Here is a 13,060-nt window from a genome sequence, read left to right as displayed (position 1 = left end):
TATCCCCGCATATCAGGGAGGATTTCATGCGCACATTCGGGAAATGGCTGGGCCGTATTTTACTGGCTCTCGTGGTGGCTGTGGTCGTTGTCGGCCTGTGGAAGCGCGAAGAGATCACGCGGCTGCTGGCGGTGAACTCGCTCTTTGCCGAAGACAAGATCGTGCATAACTTCAGCCATATGGACGACGCCTTCCTGTCCAAACCCCTGTCGCGCGGTGATGGCCCCACGGCAGAGCTGTCTTATGGACCCGAATACGCCCCCCCTGCCGAGGTCAACGACTGGATCGAAGCGCGGGATGTGACGGCATTGGTTGTGCTGAAAGATGGTCAGATTGTCTATGAGAACTACTTTAAAGGCACCCAGCCCGATGATCTGCGGATCAGCTGGTCTGTCGCCAAAAGCTACCTTTCCGCGCTTGTGGGTATCCTACTGGACGAAGGGGCGATTGCATCGCTTGACGACCCCGTCACGACCTATGCGCCCAAGCTGAAAGGCACCGCCTATGACGGGGCGACGCTGCGCAACGTGCTTAACATGGCCAGCGGGGTTACCTTTGACGAAGATTACCTCGACCCGGATTCCGACATCAACAAGATGGGCCGCGCCCTCGCCCTTGGCGGAGAGCTGGACGATTTCACTGCAAGCCTGAAAGATACGTTCACCACGCCCGGCAGCCAGTGGCAGTATGTGTCGATCGACACCCATGTCATCGGCATGGTCGTTCGGGGGGCAACAGGCCGGTCCGTCACCGATCTTTTGTCGGAAAAGATCATCACCCCCATGGGTCTTGAGCACGCGCCCTATTACGTGACGGACGGCGCGGGTGTCGCCTTTGTCTTGGGCGGGTTGAACCTGACGACCCGCGATTACGCGCGCATGGGGCAGATGTTCCTGCAAAACGGTCGCTACAACGGTCAGCAGATTGTACCGGCAGACTGGGTCGCCGCCTCTACCGCGCCATCGGCCCCGACGGCAGAGGGGCAGATCGGCTATGGCTATCAGTGGTGGATTCCCCAAGGCGCGACAGAGGGTGAATTCATGGCCCGCGGTGTGTATGGTCAGTATATCTACATCAACCGCGCTGACGGGGTGGTGATCGCGACCAATGCCGCCGACCGCAAGTTCCGCGAGGCCGGGGTCAGCGATCAGAACATCGCCATCTTCCGCCAGATCAGCGCAGCCTTGGGGGGCACATGACACCTGACGAAAGCATCAATATCCTTGGCGGCCCGCTGGCCGTCTGTGGCAGCGCCCCCGTCACGGGCTTTTTCCGCGACGGGTCGTGCAACACCTGTGCCGCCGATCAGGGCAGCCACACGGTCTGCGCGATCATGACGGCCGAGTTTCTGGCCTATTCCAAATATGTCGGCAATGACCTCAGCACCCCGCGCCCCGAATTCGGCTTTGCCGGACTGTCGGCGGGCGATCCGTGGTGTCTTTGTGCGGGGCGTTTCTTGCAAGCGGCGGACGAGGGCTGCGCGCCAAAGGTGCATCTTGAGGCAACCCATCAGCGCGCCTTGGATATCGTGCCGCTGAACATCCTGCAGGCTCATGCCCTGCGCCCGAACGGCGGGGCAGACTGATGCTGCGCCTGACTGCTGCCCTGACTACGGCCTTGACCGCAGTGCTCTGCGCCGCCCCAGCCATCGCCCAAGACGCCCTGCGCCCGCAAGAGCAGCTCCGCCTCGACCGGTTCGAGGCCACGGCGGGCGATGCCCTGCTGCAAGCGTTCCAAAGCGGCAGCGCGGATGACTTGACCGCCCTGTCGCGCGCCTTGTCAGGCACGCCGCAAGTCGCCTTTGACGAGGGGCTGGCCGGCGATTGGTCCTGCCGCACGATGAAACTGGGCGGCCTTCCCGCGCTGGTAGTCTATAGCCCGTTCAAATGCCGCCTGACGTTTCAGGGCAACGGCTATCTGTTTGAAAAGCTCAGCGGGTCGCAGCGCACCAAGGGGGTCATCACGCTGCGAGACGGGCGCGCGGTCTATGCTGGCGTTGGCTATGTCGCGGGAGAGGTGCCGCCCGCTTACGACGCCCTGCCACCCGGTTTTGCCGGAGATGGCACCCTGCAACCCGATGTCGCGGTGTTCGAACGTGTCAGCAACCAGCGGGCGCGGCTGATGTTTCCCGCGCCGGTGGTCGAAAGCGACTTTGATATCCTAGAGCTGACCCGATAGGGCCAGCGCCAAAAGAAAAGGGGGCGATGCGCCGCCCCCTTCGTAATCGTCAGTGTCTAAGCTTTCGTCTGATCCTCAGACCTTCATGTCAAAACCAAGCGCCTTAGCGACGGTGAAAATGTCTTTGTCGCCGCGCCCACACATGTTCATGCAGATGATGTGATCCTTGGGCAGCTCTGGTGCGATCTTCATCACATGCGCCAGCGCGTGGCTGGGTTCGAGCGCAGGAATGATGCCTTCAAGCGCGCAGCTCAGCTGGAACGCCTCAAGCGCCTCTTTATCGGTGATCGACACATATTGTGCGCGGCCAATGTCGTGCAGCCAGGAATGTTCAGGCCCGATCCCGGGGTAATCCAGACCCGCCGAGATAGAGAAGCCTTCAAGGATCTGACCGTCGTCGTCCTGCAACAGGTAGGTGCGGTTCCCGTGGAGCACGCCGGGGCGGCCACCGGTCAATGATGCGCAATGCTCCATCTTTTCGTTCACGCCCTTGCCTCCGGCTTCGACGCCGATGATATTGACGTCCTTGTCATCAAGGAACGGATAGAACAGCCCCATCGCGTTCGACCCGCCACCGATCGCGGCGACCAGCGTGTCGGGCAGACGGCCTTCGGCCGCGTCCATCTGTTCGCGCACTTCCTTGCCGATGATCGCCTGAAAGTCGCGAACCATCGCCGGATAGGGGTGCGGCCCTGCGACCGTACCGATGCAATAGAATGTGTCGCGCACATTGGTGACCCAATCGCGCAGCGCGTCGTTCATCGCGTCTTTCAGCGTCCCACGGCCCGAGGTTACGGGGATCACTTCGGCACCCAGCAGACGCATGCGGAAGACGTTGGGGGCCTGCCGTTCAACATCATGCGCGCCCATATAGACAACGCATTGCAGACCGAACTTGGCACAGACGGTGGCCGTCGCCACACCGTGCTGGCCCGCGCCGGTTTCCGCGATGATACGTTTCTTGCCCATGCGCCGCGCCAGAATGATCTGGCCCAGCACGTTGTTGATCTTATGCGCGCCGGTGTGGTTCAGCTCGTCGCGCTTCATGTAAACCTTGGCACCGCCCAGATGTTCGGTCAGACGCTCTGCGAAATACAGCGGGCTGGGGCGACCGACATAGTGGGTCCACAGGTCGTCCATCTCGGCCCAAAAGCTGTCGTCCGTTTTGGCCTTTTCATATTCCGCTTCCAGTTCGAGGATGAGCGGCATCAGGGTTTCCGACACAAACCGCCCCCCGAAATCGCCAAAGCGGCCATTCTCGTCAGGTCCGGTCATGAAAGAGTTGAAAAGATCATTGTCCATGGAGGTGCTCCTTGCGCTTGGCGACCAGCCTTAACGCCCCCGCCGCGACAGGTAAAGACGGGGTGGGGGCGGCGAAGGGCCCGTACCGCCCCTCGCCCATAAAACGCCACGGAAAATTGCAATTTTCCAAACTGAGGGTTTGGAAATACACCGCCCGTGTGGCGCGCCGCTAGTCAAAGAGCTTCAACAGCCCGCGCCGCAGCTCGTCCTCTACCTTTTGTTTCACCGCATCCTCGACCGATTGCCCGTCCTGCCGCGATACGCCCAGTTCCTCCTCCAGCTTTTCGTTCAGCTTTTGGCGGGCCTGTTCCTTTTCCTTGGCAAAGTTCATGTCCAGCGCCGCCTGCAAATCCGGCTTGATCTGCGGTGCGGCCCACGGCCCGAAGATGCGCACCGGAATGGCCAGCCCCCGATCGCCGTTCACCCGCAGTGCCTTGGGCGTGACGGTATAATCAAGCGTTTGCGCCCCCAGCCCCACCTGCCCTGTGCCCGTGGCGGTAAAGTTCGGCAGCTGCATCAGCAGGTCGTCGTTGCGCAGCACGCCTTGATCCATGTCGAATGTCGCGGCAAGGGAATCGAAGACCGTCGTGCCACCCTCGACGTCGAAATTGCCCATCAGCGCATCAAGGTCGATCCCCTCGATATGCCCACGCCCGACATTCACCGCGCCCGATCCGCTAAGCGACCGCATGATCGCGTCCAGCGATGCGCCGGACCCGAGGAAGGATACCTCTGCATCGCCTGTACCATGGAACCGGCCCAGCCCTGCGGTCTGTTGCAGCAAAGGCTGCATGGCGATGGAGGTCGCGTTCAGCGCCCCGCCCACCGACAGGCCGTTGCGGTTGTTGACCACGAACTCGCCACTGATCACACCGGCATAGGCCCTGATCTCGCGCAGCTCGGCGACCAGACGCGACCGGTCGTTGCGCAGCAATACGCGCGTCGCGCCCAAGCTTAGCGTGCCCAGATCGATGCTATCTGCGCGCAGCGCGACCTCGCCGTTGAAGGCGGAAAGCGCGGAGGCATCAATCGGTGCTTTCGACCACCCTGTCGGGGACGCAGGCGCGGGGGTGCTGGACGCGGGCGCGGTGCCACTGGGGGCGCTGCCTGCAAAGCCGGTCAGGTCCAGCGCGCCGACGTTGATCTGCGCGTTCACATCGGGCGTGCCGTTCAGCGTGATATCCGCCGCGCCGGTCAGGGCGTTCCCGCCCAGATCGGCCACCACCTCTCGCAGGGCCAAGCGCCGGTCGGGCGTCAGGGTCAGATCAAGGTTGATATCCGCCGTCTTTCCCAAGCCCTGCGGCAGTGCGATGTCACCCACCCCGAGCGCTGCCAGAAAACGCCCCGTGTCCGATGTCTTGAGCCAAAGACCCCCCGCGACAGCGCCGGTCAGCCCCGCCCGTCCGGTCAGCGAGACGCCGCCGCCCTTGGTGTCTACACGGGCACGCAGCGGGCGGATGTCGCCGTTCAGGAATTGGTCAAACCGGTTGATCGTCGCCTCGATCGACACGCGATCGGCCGCGGGGCGCAGGGCGGCCTTGATCACCGCATCGCCCGCCCGATCGGGCCAGTCGAGCGAAAGGTCCACACCGTCAAATCGCACCAGATCGCTGCCCTCGGCATCATAGATCAACGTGGCGTCGGTGATATTGAGCCGCTGGATCGTCAGCGGGCGCGGGCTGCGCGCAGGCGCGGTCGGAGCGGTCTCGATGGCTGCCGCGCCGCCCCCGTCGCTGAACTGCCAGCTGGCGCGCCCGTCGCGGCGTTGCTCCAGCCGGATGGTGGGGCTTTGGGCTTCAATGTTGGTGATCTTGATCTCGCCCCGGATCAGCGCCATCGCATCAACCCCGATGGCGGCATTGGCGGCCGAGAGCATCGCCCCATCCTTGGCCCAATCGGCATTCCCGACCTCGAGCCCGCTTGCGGTCACCCCCAGCACCGGCCAGAAGGTCAACCCCACATCGCCCGTGATCGTGACCTCGCGCCCTGTCAGGTTGCGCAGCTGGTCCGCCGCGATTCGCGCAATACGGTCGGCGGGCAGCAAGAACAGCGACCCCACCGCGACCACCAAAATCAGCAGCAGTATGCCAATTGCCCGAATAATCCACTTCATCGCCCGTCTCCTTGCCTGATGCGGGGCCTTTCCCAGACCCTTTGCATGGCTTATAGCGCAGTTCATGAGCACAAACCCACCAAATCTACGCCCCGATCTTGCGCCAAAGGCCCAGATCAGCAATCCGTCCCGCCCCGGCCAGCCGACCATCGGCATGGTATCGCTCGGCTGCCCCAAGGCGCTGGTCGACAGCGAACGGATTTTGACGCGCCTGCGCGCCGAAGGCTACGGCGTGTCGCCGGATTACGCCGGGGCGGATGCGGTGATTGTGAACACCTGCGGGTTCCTTGATTCCGCCAAGGCCGAAAGCCTTGACGCGATTGGCGAGGCGCTGAACGAAAATGGCAAAGTGATCGTGACCGGCTGCCTCGGGGCCGAGCCGGATTATATCCGCGAACATCACCCGCGTATTCTGGCCGTCACCGGCCCGCACCAATATGAACAGGTGCTGGACGCGGTGCATGGGGCCGTGCCGCCCTCGCCCGATCCGTTTATCGATCTGCTGCCCGCGCAGGCCGTCAGCCTGACGCCGCGCCACTACAGCTATCTGAAGATCTCGGAAGGCTGTAATCACAAGTGCAAGTTCTGCATCATCCCCGACATGCGCGGCCGCCTGCAATCGCGCCCTGCCCATGCGATCCTGCGCGAGGCTGAAAAGCTGGTGCAGAACGGCGTGAACGAGCTGCTGGTGATCTCTCAGGATACCTCGGCCTACGGCGTCGATATCAAACATGCCGAAGACCGTGGCCACCGCGCACATATCACCGATCTGGCCCGTGATCTGGGGTCGCTCGGGGCGTGGGTACGGCTGCATTACGTCTACCCCTATCCCCATGTGCGCAACCTGATCCCGCTGATGGCTGAAGGTCTGGTACTGCCCTATCTGGATATTCCCTTCCAGCACGCGCATCCCGACGTGCTGAAACGCATGGCCCGCCCTGCGGCGGCGGCTAAGACGCTGGATGAAATCGCCGCGTGGCGTGACACCTGCCCCGACATCACCCTGCGGTCGACATTCATCGTTGGATACCCCGGAGAGACAGAGGCAGAGTTCCAGACCCTGCTGGATTGGCTCGACGAGGCGCAGCTGGATCGCGTGGGCTGTTTTCAGTACGAAAACGTTGACGGGGCGCGGTCAAATGCGCTTCCCGATCACGTGCCGGACGAGGTCAAACAAGACCGCTGGGACCGCTTTATGGAGAAGGCGCAAGCCATCTCGGCCGCCAAGCTGGAAGCCAAAGTCGGTCGCCGCATGGATGTGATCATCGACGAAATCGACGACGAGGCCGCTACCTGCCGCACGAAGGCAGACGCGCCAGAGATCGACGGCAACCTGTTCATCGACGAAGGGTTCGAAAACCTGAGCGTTGGCCAGATCGTGACCGTCGAAGTCGAAGAAGCCGGCGAATACGATCTTTGGGGGCGCGTGGTCTAGGCCACCGCCCTCCCCCCTTCTCAACCGTGGAACAATCCGAGCGCCCTGGCGTTCCTATTCGCGCAGGCAGGTCCGACTGCACCCACCGCCCATGTTGTGGAAATCTTCAATCTGCACCCTACATATAGAAACATGATGGCGTATCAGAGGTGAAACCCTTGAAAAAGCGCAGGTGATGTTCTATATATGTTCCAACCAGAACAAGGGGGCCTACACAATGTCCTACCAACCGCAGTTTCCCGGCATGTTCGATCCCGATCAAGGGGCCGTACCTGCCCATACAGATGTTTCAGCCCGCGACGCGCGCGCCGCTTTGCCGCCGACGGAGAAGCAGATGCAGTATGCTACGTCGCTTAGCCTCAAGACCGGCGCGCCTGTGCCAAAACGGGCATTGACCGACCGCGCCGCGCTGTCTGAATGGATCGACGCCCATAAGCCCAAGCCGGTGGACGGGCCGTTTTCGCAGTATCCTTCGTCAAAGCAGGTCGCTTTTGCCGAACGCATCGCCCGTCTGAAGCGCCGCGATATCCCGCAGGAGTGTTTCCGCGACAAGACGATGATGTCGCGCTGGATCGACGGCAATAAACCCCGTTGATCCGGACGCGCGCCACGCGTCGGCATAACCTCCTATACGAATGGATAGGCCGAGATACCAAAGCGCCATTAATTAGGCGAAATCTGACATGGGAATGTTGCAAACGGGTGCTAGATTTGACCTATGGCTTATCCGCACCCAACCGCTGACACTCTCGCCGATGGCACGATCCACGTGTTGGGTCTGGGATTTGCGATACCGGCAACAATCCTGCTGACGACCTATGCTGCAAGCCAGGGGGAGCAGCTTACACCGACGCTGGTTTATGCGGCCTGCTTTGTCCTGTCGCTTCTGGCGTCGGCGATTTACCACCTTTTACCGTTTGATCGTACCCGCGCCCTGCTGGGGCGGATTGACCATGCGGCGATCTACTTCAAGATCGCGGGCACCTACACACCGTTTGTTGTGCTCATCGGAACGGGGTTCGCCTATGGCATCCTCGCTGTGGTCTGGGCGCTGGCCATTATCGGCGCGGTCGCCAAACTGTCTTTCTGGAGCACGGACTCCAAAGCGTCGCTTTATCTGTATCTTGGCATGGGGTGGCTGTCTGTGCTGCTGGTCTGGCCAATGTGGCAAAGCCTGCCCACCACGGCGCTGACGCTGATTGGCATCGGCGGGTTGATCTATACGCTGGGGACGATCGTCTTTGCACACCCCGGCATGCGCTTTCAGAATGCGATCTGGCACAGCTTTGTGCTTGCCGCCTCTATCTGCTTTTTCGCCGCCATCTCTATCAGCTTGTAAGCCCGTGTCAGGCCGCGTCAGGCCGCGTCCAGATAGGCGCGCACGCAGGATTGCACGTTGCGGAACCGGTCACCGCCCAGATGTTTCCCGCCGTACCAGCGCGTGACCACGATCAAGTGATCCTCCAGACCCTCACGCTCTAGCATCCGGATGATCACCATCCCCGCACCGGATTCCCCATCATCGCCTTTCAGCGGGCCGCCGTCTGACAGCAGCACCGCCCAGGTGTTGTGGGTTGCCTTGGCATAGGATTTATCGCGCTTGAGCTCTTTCAGCGCGGCATCCACGGCGGCGCGGTCGGACGCGGGGCAGCCTGACACGGCATATTTCGACCCGCGGTCCGACAGTATCTGGCCAAGCTGCTTCATGCGGTGCCGTTACAGCCCCGCCGCGGTCCGCCGTACGGTATCCAGACGCGATGCATTGGGCGGGTGCGTGCCCAGGAAACGGTCACCGGGGTCAGGAATACGGGTAAAGAATTCGGCCCCCCGCAGCGGGTTATACCCTGCGCGTGCGGTGATAATGGTGCCCAAGGCGTCTGCCTCAAGCTCGAAGTCCTTGGAATAGGTCCGCGCGCCCACCTGCGCCCCAAGGCGCTGTGCCGATTCGACCGCTGTCGCATCGCCCCCGCTCAGCGTGGCGAGACCGGCAAAGATCACCGCACCGGCGACCGCGTTCTGCTGCTGGCGTGCGATATGCCCTTCGATGTGGTGGGCAGCCTCGTGCCCCATGACAAAGGCAAGCTCGTCCTCGTTACGCGCATCCGCGATCAGGGCGAGGGTGAAGGCGATGACCGGACGCCCGGCCTTATCCTCGGTTTGGTAGGCGTTGGCGGGCTGGCCGGGGCGGTCATCGACCACGATATTGAAATCGCAATTCACCTGCGAGGTCCGCACGCGACATTCCCGTTCGGCGACAGGTTCGACCGTTTGCAACACGCGGATAAAGCTGCGGGCGGATTCATTGGCGGAAAAACTAGCGGGTTGCCCTTGCTCGGGTTGGGTGGAGACAGGCCCCGACATGGGCGTCGGTTCGCAGGCAGCCATAAATGCCGCAGCAGCCAGAGCAAGACAGTATCTCAACATCACGTAACGCATCCTCAAAAGGGCAACGAATAGATCTGCCACCGTTTTAACGCGGCGGCGCGGATTTGAACAGACGGCGCAGTGCTGCCCTTGCATTGGACCGCCGAAAGAATACTGTGCCTTTATGTTTACGATTGAACACGAATTCGATGCCAGTGTGATCACTCTGATCGACGAAGGCAAAGCACCCTTGCGTGAAGATGTGACGGTGCAGGCCTTTGCCAGCGTTATCACATTCGAGCAATGGGACCCGCGCACCAACTCTGTCTGCAAGATCAGCCTCTCGCCCGAGCAGCTGCACGATCTGACAGCCGCGCTGAACCTGCCCGAGGGCATCTACCGCACCGCGCCCAAGCGGTAACCAAAGGACACGCAATGGCCACTGGCACAGATATCAAGACATTTTACGAAGGCAGTTGGCACGAGGGTGACATCTCTGTCATCAAAGCGGCTGACCACGGTGCATGGCTGGGCACGACCGTATTTGACGGGGCGCGGCTGTTCGACGGTCTCAGCCCCGATCTGGAGGCGCATTGCGCGCGGATCAACCGGTCGGCCAAGGCGCTGATGATCACCCCCACGGTCGAGACCGCCGATATGGTCGAGATGGTACGCGAGGGTCTGAAAAGCTACCCCAAGGACGCCGCCGTCTATATCCGCCCGATGTATTGGGCGCTGGCGGGCGACGAGCTGGGGATCGTGCCATTAAAGGACGCGACCGGTTTTGCCATCAGCCTTGAACAGATCCCTATGGCGGCACCCGATGCGGCCACGACGCTGACACGGACCCGTTTCCGGCGTCCCGTGCTTGAAGACAACGTCGTCAACGCCAAGGCGGGCTGCCTTTATCCCAACAACGCCCGCATGATGGTTGAAGCCCGCGCCAAGGGCTTTGGCAACGCGCTGGTCGCCGATGCCATGGGCAATGTCGCCGAATCGGCCTCTGCCAATGTGTTCATGGTCAAGGATGGCGAGGTGTTCACCCCGATCCCCAATGGCACGTTTCTGGCCGGTATCACCCGCGCGCGGCATATGTCGAACATGCGCGCCGACGGGATCAAGGTGCACGAAACAGTGCTTAGCTTTGATGACTTCCATGCCGCGGACGAGGTCTTTTTGTCCGGCAATATGATGAAGGTCACGCCGGTCAAAGCTTTTGACGACACGCAGTACCAGATCGGCCCCATGACCCGCCGCGTGCGCGAGATGTATTGGGATTGGGCGGCCTCTGACCGTGGCTGACCCCGCCCCCCGCCGTTCAACAGGAGGATGCTATGCGTAAATTTATGGTTGTGCTGGATGACAGCCGCGAATGCCTGAACGCCATGCGATTTGCCGCGATGCGGGCGTCCAACTCTGGCGGCGGGGTGGTGGTGCTGTCGGTCATCCCGCCTGACGAATTCAATCACTGGATCGGTGTGGCCGAGGTCATGCGCGAAGAAGCCCGCGAGCGGATCGAGGTGCATTTCGAGGTATTCGCCAAATGGATGCGCGACCGGCTGAACGTGGAGCCCGCGCTGGTCATTCGCGAAGGTGTGATCGTGGACGAGATTATCAACCAGCTGGCCGATGACCCCGAAGTCGGCGTGCTGGTCCTTGGCGCGGGCACAGACAAGAAATCTGGCCCCGGCCCCTTGGTGACCCAGCTTTCCCGCAACGCAGGCTCGCTGCCGGTGCCGATCACCATCGTCCCCGGTGACATGAGCAAAGAACGGCTCGAGATGATCACCTGAGGCGGCACCGCGTCCCGTCGCAAACTTAGAATCGTTCCAAACCTTGACTTGCGCGCGCTCAGGTCGCATATCTGCATCAACCCTTTCAGGAGCATGTGATGTTTATTCAGACCGAATCCACGCCCAACCCCGCAACGTTGAAATTCCTGCCCGGTCAGACCGTGCTAGAGATGGGCACCGCCGATTTCCCCGCCCCCGAAGCCGCCAGCGCCTCGCCTTTGGCCACGCGTCTGTTCGCTGTCGAAGGCGTGACCGGCGTGTTCTTCGGCACCGATTTCGTGACCATCACCAAGGCTGACGGGATCGAATGGGACCACCTGAAACCCGCCCTGCTTGGCGCGATTATGGAGCATTTCCAATCCGGTCAGCCCGTGATGGAAACCGGCCATGACCACGCATCGGGCCATGCGGAGCATACCGGCGAAGACGGTGCGATCGTGGGCCAGATCAAGGAATTGCTGGACAGCCGCGTGCGCCCTGCCGTGGCACAGGACGGCGGCGACATCACCTTCCACGGGTTCGAGCGCGGCGTTGTCTATCTGCACATGCAAGGGGCCTGCGCGGGCTGCCCATCGTCCACATTGACGTTGAAAATGGGCATCGAGAACCTGCTGCGCCACTACATCCCCGAAGTAACCGAGGTACGCCCGGTTGCCTAAGACGCCTCTTCTCCTGGCGTTTGATACATCGGCCGCACATTGTGCGGCCGCTTTGCTGTCGGGCGACCAGATCATCGCCAGCGTCGAGGAACCGATGAACAAGGGTCAGGGCGAACGGCTGCTTGGCCTATGTGCCGAGGTGCTGGCCAGCGCAGATGTGGCCTATAGCGATCTGACCGCGATTGGCGTCGGCATCGGGCCGGGGAACTTCACCGGGATCCGCATTGCGGTCTCGGCCGCGCGCGGGCTCGCGCTTGGCCTTGGGGTGCCCGCGATAGGGGTTTCGCATCTTCAGGCGCTGGCCTTCGGGCATGAGGGCGTCGTCATTAGCAGCATCGATGCGCGGCAGGACAAGCTGTTCGTGCAGGTGTTCGGCACGATGGACGACCGCGACCCTGTGATGTGTGGGCTGGATGATCTGCCTTCAGTGCCCTCGCGCGCTGATCCCGTCTGTGTGGGTCATCAGGCCGATATGATCGCAGCACTTTGTAACGGCACCGCCTTGCCCCCCCGTATGCCCGTGGCAGAGGCAACGGCACGCATTGCCGCCACGAAGCTTGGCACCCGGACCCCGCGCCCTGCCCCGCTGTATCTGCGCCCCGCCGATGCCGCCCCGGCCCGCGACACACCGCCCGCGATCTTTTCATGACGCCGCAGGACATGGCGCGGATTCACGCCGCCGCTTTTGTGCACGACCGTGCGTGGACGGCGCAAGAGATCGCCGATCTGCTGGCCTCCCCCTTTGTGACGTATCTGGCGGAACCGCAGGGCTTTGCCCTGACCCGCCTCATCGCGGGAGAGGCAGAGCTGCTGACCCTCGCCGTTGATCCCGCAGCCCAACGTCAGGGCGTTGGCCGCCGCTTGCTGCAACGCTGGATGGACGGGCTTGAAGCGCAGGCCGACACCGCCTTTCTAGAGGTCGCCGCCGACAATACCGCTGCCATCGCGCTTTACACGTCCGCAGGGTTTCGCCAGACCGCGACACGTCGCGGGTATTATCAGCGTAAAGATGCGTCCTCCGTTGATGCATTGATCTTTTCGCGTCAGTTTACGCACGGTTAATAGGCAATATCATCCCCAAGCGCTTGAGAATCCGGTTGACCCTACCCATGGGCTACGCAGTATCGTACATCTGATCGACGGAACCGGGCGCAAGCACGGAACTGCGACCGGGCAAAGGCTTCGCGCTTGCGCCCCAACACAATAAACCGGGAGA

16 protein-coding genes are annotated in these 13,060 nt (G+C 62.0%); 12 read left to right on the top strand and 4 right to left on the bottom strand.

Going from position 1 to position 13,060, the window contains the following annotated elements; genetic code table 11:
* Positions 1 to 26: 26 nt before the first annotated feature.
* From AB1495_RS08335 to AB1495_RS08325, 3 genes are read left to right on the top strand one after another with little or no spacing between them, the layout of a single operon-like run.
* Complete coding sequence (locus AB1495_RS08335; protein ID WP_074635893.1) at positions 27 to 1,199, top strand: serine hydrolase; 1,173 nt, start codon at positions 27 to 29, stop codon at positions 1,197 to 1,199.
* On the top strand, positions 1,196 to 1,585 hold the full coding sequence (locus AB1495_RS08330) for a DUF2237 family protein (RefSeq protein ID WP_074635895.1): 390 nt from the start codon (positions 1,196 to 1,198) through the stop codon (positions 1,583 to 1,585). The genes AB1495_RS08335 and AB1495_RS08330 overlap by 4 nt, the downstream gene beginning before the upstream one ends.
* Positions 1,585 to 2,178, top strand: a complete 594-nt coding sequence (locus AB1495_RS08325; protein WP_074635897.1) for a DUF4893 domain-containing protein — start codon at positions 1,585 to 1,587, stop codon at positions 2,176 to 2,178. The genes AB1495_RS08330 and AB1495_RS08325 overlap by 1 nt, the downstream gene beginning before the upstream one ends.
* Before the next feature lie 75 nt (positions 2,179 to 2,253).
* On the opposite strand, the gene trpB is transcribed toward AB1495_RS08325, so the two are convergent.
* Both trpB and AB1495_RS08315 read right to left on the bottom strand, forming a co-directional pair.
* Positions 2,254 to 3,480, bottom strand: a complete 1,227-nt coding sequence (gene trpB / locus AB1495_RS08320; protein WP_005851582.1) for a tryptophan synthase subunit beta — start codon at positions 3,478 to 3,480, stop codon at positions 2,254 to 2,256.
* A gap of 169 nt (positions 3,481 to 3,649) precedes the next feature.
* Positions 3,650 to 5,593 (bottom strand): AsmA family protein, encoded by a 1,944-nt coding sequence (locus tag AB1495_RS08315; RefSeq protein ID WP_074635899.1) that lies wholly within the window; start codon positions 5,591 to 5,593, stop codon positions 3,650 to 3,652.
* Positions 5,594 to 5,657: 64 nt separating this feature from the next.
* On the opposite strand from AB1495_RS08315, the gene rimO reads away from it, so the two are divergent.
* From rimO to AB1495_RS08300, 3 genes are all read left to right on the top strand, one after another.
* A complete protein-coding gene (rimO, locus tag AB1495_RS08310) occupies positions 5,658 to 7,028 on the top strand; it encodes a 30S ribosomal protein S12 methylthiotransferase RimO (protein WP_074635901.1) in 1,371 nt (456 codons plus the stop codon).
* 217 nt (positions 7,029 to 7,245) lie between these two features.
* On the top strand, positions 7,246 to 7,623 hold the full coding sequence (locus AB1495_RS08305; RefSeq protein ID WP_244268923.1) for a hypothetical protein: 378 nt from the start codon (positions 7,246 to 7,248) through the stop codon (positions 7,621 to 7,623).
* Positions 7,624 to 7,746: 123 nt separating this feature from the next.
* Positions 7,747 to 8,367 carry a hemolysin III family protein gene (locus AB1495_RS08300; protein WP_074635905.1) on the top strand — a complete coding sequence of 207 codons (621 nt, stop codon included), beginning with the start codon at positions 7,747 to 7,749 and terminating at the stop codon, positions 8,365 to 8,367.
* A gap of 17 nt (positions 8,368 to 8,384) precedes the next feature.
* Here the strand turns inward: AB1495_RS08300 and AB1495_RS08295 are convergent, their stop codons facing one another.
* Entirely contained in the window at positions 8,385 to 8,735 is a 351-nt protein-coding gene (locus tag AB1495_RS08295) for a YigZ family protein (protein ID WP_074635907.1), read from the bottom strand.
* A gap of 9 nt (positions 8,736 to 8,744) precedes the next feature.
* Positions 8,745 to 9,452 carry a M48 family metallopeptidase gene (locus AB1495_RS08290; RefSeq protein WP_074635909.1) on the bottom strand — a complete coding sequence of 236 codons (708 nt, stop codon included), beginning with the start codon at positions 9,450 to 9,452 and terminating at the stop codon, positions 8,745 to 8,747.
* Positions 9,453 to 9,576: 124 nt separating this feature from the next.
* Here AB1495_RS08290 and AB1495_RS08285 point away from each other — a divergent pair, with 124 nt between their 5' ends.
* From AB1495_RS08285 to AB1495_RS08260, 6 genes are all read left to right on the top strand, one after another.
* The gene (locus AB1495_RS08285) at positions 9,577 to 9,813 is read left to right on the top strand and encodes a hypothetical protein (RefSeq protein WP_005851566.1); all 237 of its coding nucleotides are present in this window, start codon (positions 9,577 to 9,579) and stop codon (positions 9,811 to 9,813) included.
* A 14-nt stretch (positions 9,814 to 9,827) separates the two neighbouring features.
* Positions 9,828 to 10,694 carry a branched-chain amino acid aminotransferase gene (locus AB1495_RS08280; RefSeq protein WP_037943282.1) on the top strand — a complete coding sequence of 289 codons (867 nt, stop codon included), beginning with the start codon at positions 9,828 to 9,830 and terminating at the stop codon, positions 10,692 to 10,694.
* A 32-nt stretch (positions 10,695 to 10,726) separates the two neighbouring features.
* Positions 10,727 to 11,185, top strand: coding sequence for a universal stress protein (locus AB1495_RS08275; RefSeq protein WP_005851562.1), 459 nt, complete (start codon positions 10,727 to 10,729; stop codon positions 11,183 to 11,185).
* Between the two features lie 98 nt (positions 11,186 to 11,283).
* A complete protein-coding gene (locus tag AB1495_RS08270; RefSeq protein WP_005851560.1) occupies positions 11,284 to 11,844 on the top strand; it encodes a NifU family protein in 561 nt (186 codons plus the stop codon).
* Entirely contained in the window at positions 11,837 to 12,493 is a 657-nt protein-coding gene (gene tsaB / locus AB1495_RS08265) for a tRNA (adenosine(37)-N6)-threonylcarbamoyltransferase complex dimerization subunit type 1 TsaB (RefSeq protein ID WP_074635910.1), read from the top strand. Before AB1495_RS08270 ends, tsaB begins: the two co-directional genes overlap by 8 nt.
* Positions 12,494 to 12,504: 11 nt before the next feature.
* Entirely contained in the window at positions 12,505 to 12,906 is a 402-nt protein-coding gene (locus tag AB1495_RS08260) for a GNAT family N-acetyltransferase (RefSeq protein WP_244268925.1), read from the top strand.
* Positions 12,907 to 13,060 lie beyond the last annotated feature (154 nt).

The sequence above is a fragment of the Sulfitobacter pontiacus genome (assembly GCF_040790665.1).
GTDB classification, from domain to species: domain Bacteria; phylum Pseudomonadota; class Alphaproteobacteria; order Rhodobacterales; family Rhodobacteraceae; genus Sulfitobacter; species Sulfitobacter pontiacus.
This window is presented reverse-complemented; position numbering and strand designations above follow the sequence as displayed.

What these genes read in the sequence shown, in the direction of transcription:
- AB1495_RS08270 (WP_005851560.1), top strand. Translation starts at nt 11,284, where the DNA reads ATGTTTATTCAGACCGAATCCACGCCCAACCCCGCAACGTTGAAATTC.
- AB1495_RS08305 (WP_244268923.1), top strand. Translation starts at nt 7,246, where the DNA reads ATGTCCTACCAACCGCAGTTTCCCGGCATGTTCGATCCCGATCAAGGG.
- AB1495_RS08315 (WP_074635899.1), bottom strand. Translation starts at nt 5,593, where the DNA reads ATGAAGTGGATTATTCGGGCAATTGGCATACTGCTGCTGATTTTGGTG.
- rimO (WP_074635901.1), top strand. Translation starts at nt 5,658, where the DNA reads ATGAGCACAAACCCACCAAATCTACGCCCCGATCTTGCGCCAAAGGCC.
- trpB (WP_005851582.1), bottom strand. Translation starts at nt 3,480, where the DNA reads ATGGACAATGATCTTTTCAACTCTTTCATGACCGGACCTGACGAGAAT.
- AB1495_RS08325 (WP_074635897.1), top strand. Translation starts at nt 1,585, where the DNA reads ATGCTGCGCCTGACTGCTGCCCTGACTACGGCCTTGACCGCAGTGCTC.
- AB1495_RS08290 (WP_074635909.1), bottom strand. Translation starts at nt 9,452, where the DNA reads ATGTTGAGATACTGTCTTGCTCTGGCTGCTGCGGCATTTATGGCTGCC.
- AB1495_RS08275 (WP_005851562.1), top strand. Translation starts at nt 10,727, where the DNA reads ATGCGTAAATTTATGGTTGTGCTGGATGACAGCCGCGAATGCCTGAAC.
- AB1495_RS08260 (WP_244268925.1), top strand. Translation starts at nt 12,505, where the DNA reads ATGGCGCGGATTCACGCCGCCGCTTTTGTGCACGACCGTGCGTGGACG.
- AB1495_RS08335 (WP_074635893.1), top strand. Translation starts at nt 27, where the DNA reads ATGCGCACATTCGGGAAATGGCTGGGCCGTATTTTACTGGCTCTCGTG.
- AB1495_RS08330 (WP_074635895.1), top strand. Translation starts at nt 1,196, where the DNA reads ATGACACCTGACGAAAGCATCAATATCCTTGGCGGCCCGCTGGCCGTC.
- AB1495_RS08285 (WP_005851566.1), top strand. Translation starts at nt 9,577, where the DNA reads ATGTTTACGATTGAACACGAATTCGATGCCAGTGTGATCACTCTGATC.
- AB1495_RS08300 (WP_074635905.1), top strand. Translation starts at nt 7,747, where the DNA reads ATGGCTTATCCGCACCCAACCGCTGACACTCTCGCCGATGGCACGATC.
- AB1495_RS08280 (WP_037943282.1), top strand. Translation starts at nt 9,828, where the DNA reads ATGGCCACTGGCACAGATATCAAGACATTTTACGAAGGCAGTTGGCAC.
- AB1495_RS08295 (WP_074635907.1), bottom strand. Translation starts at nt 8,735, where the DNA reads ATGAAGCAGCTTGGCCAGATACTGTCGGACCGCGGGTCGAAATATGCC.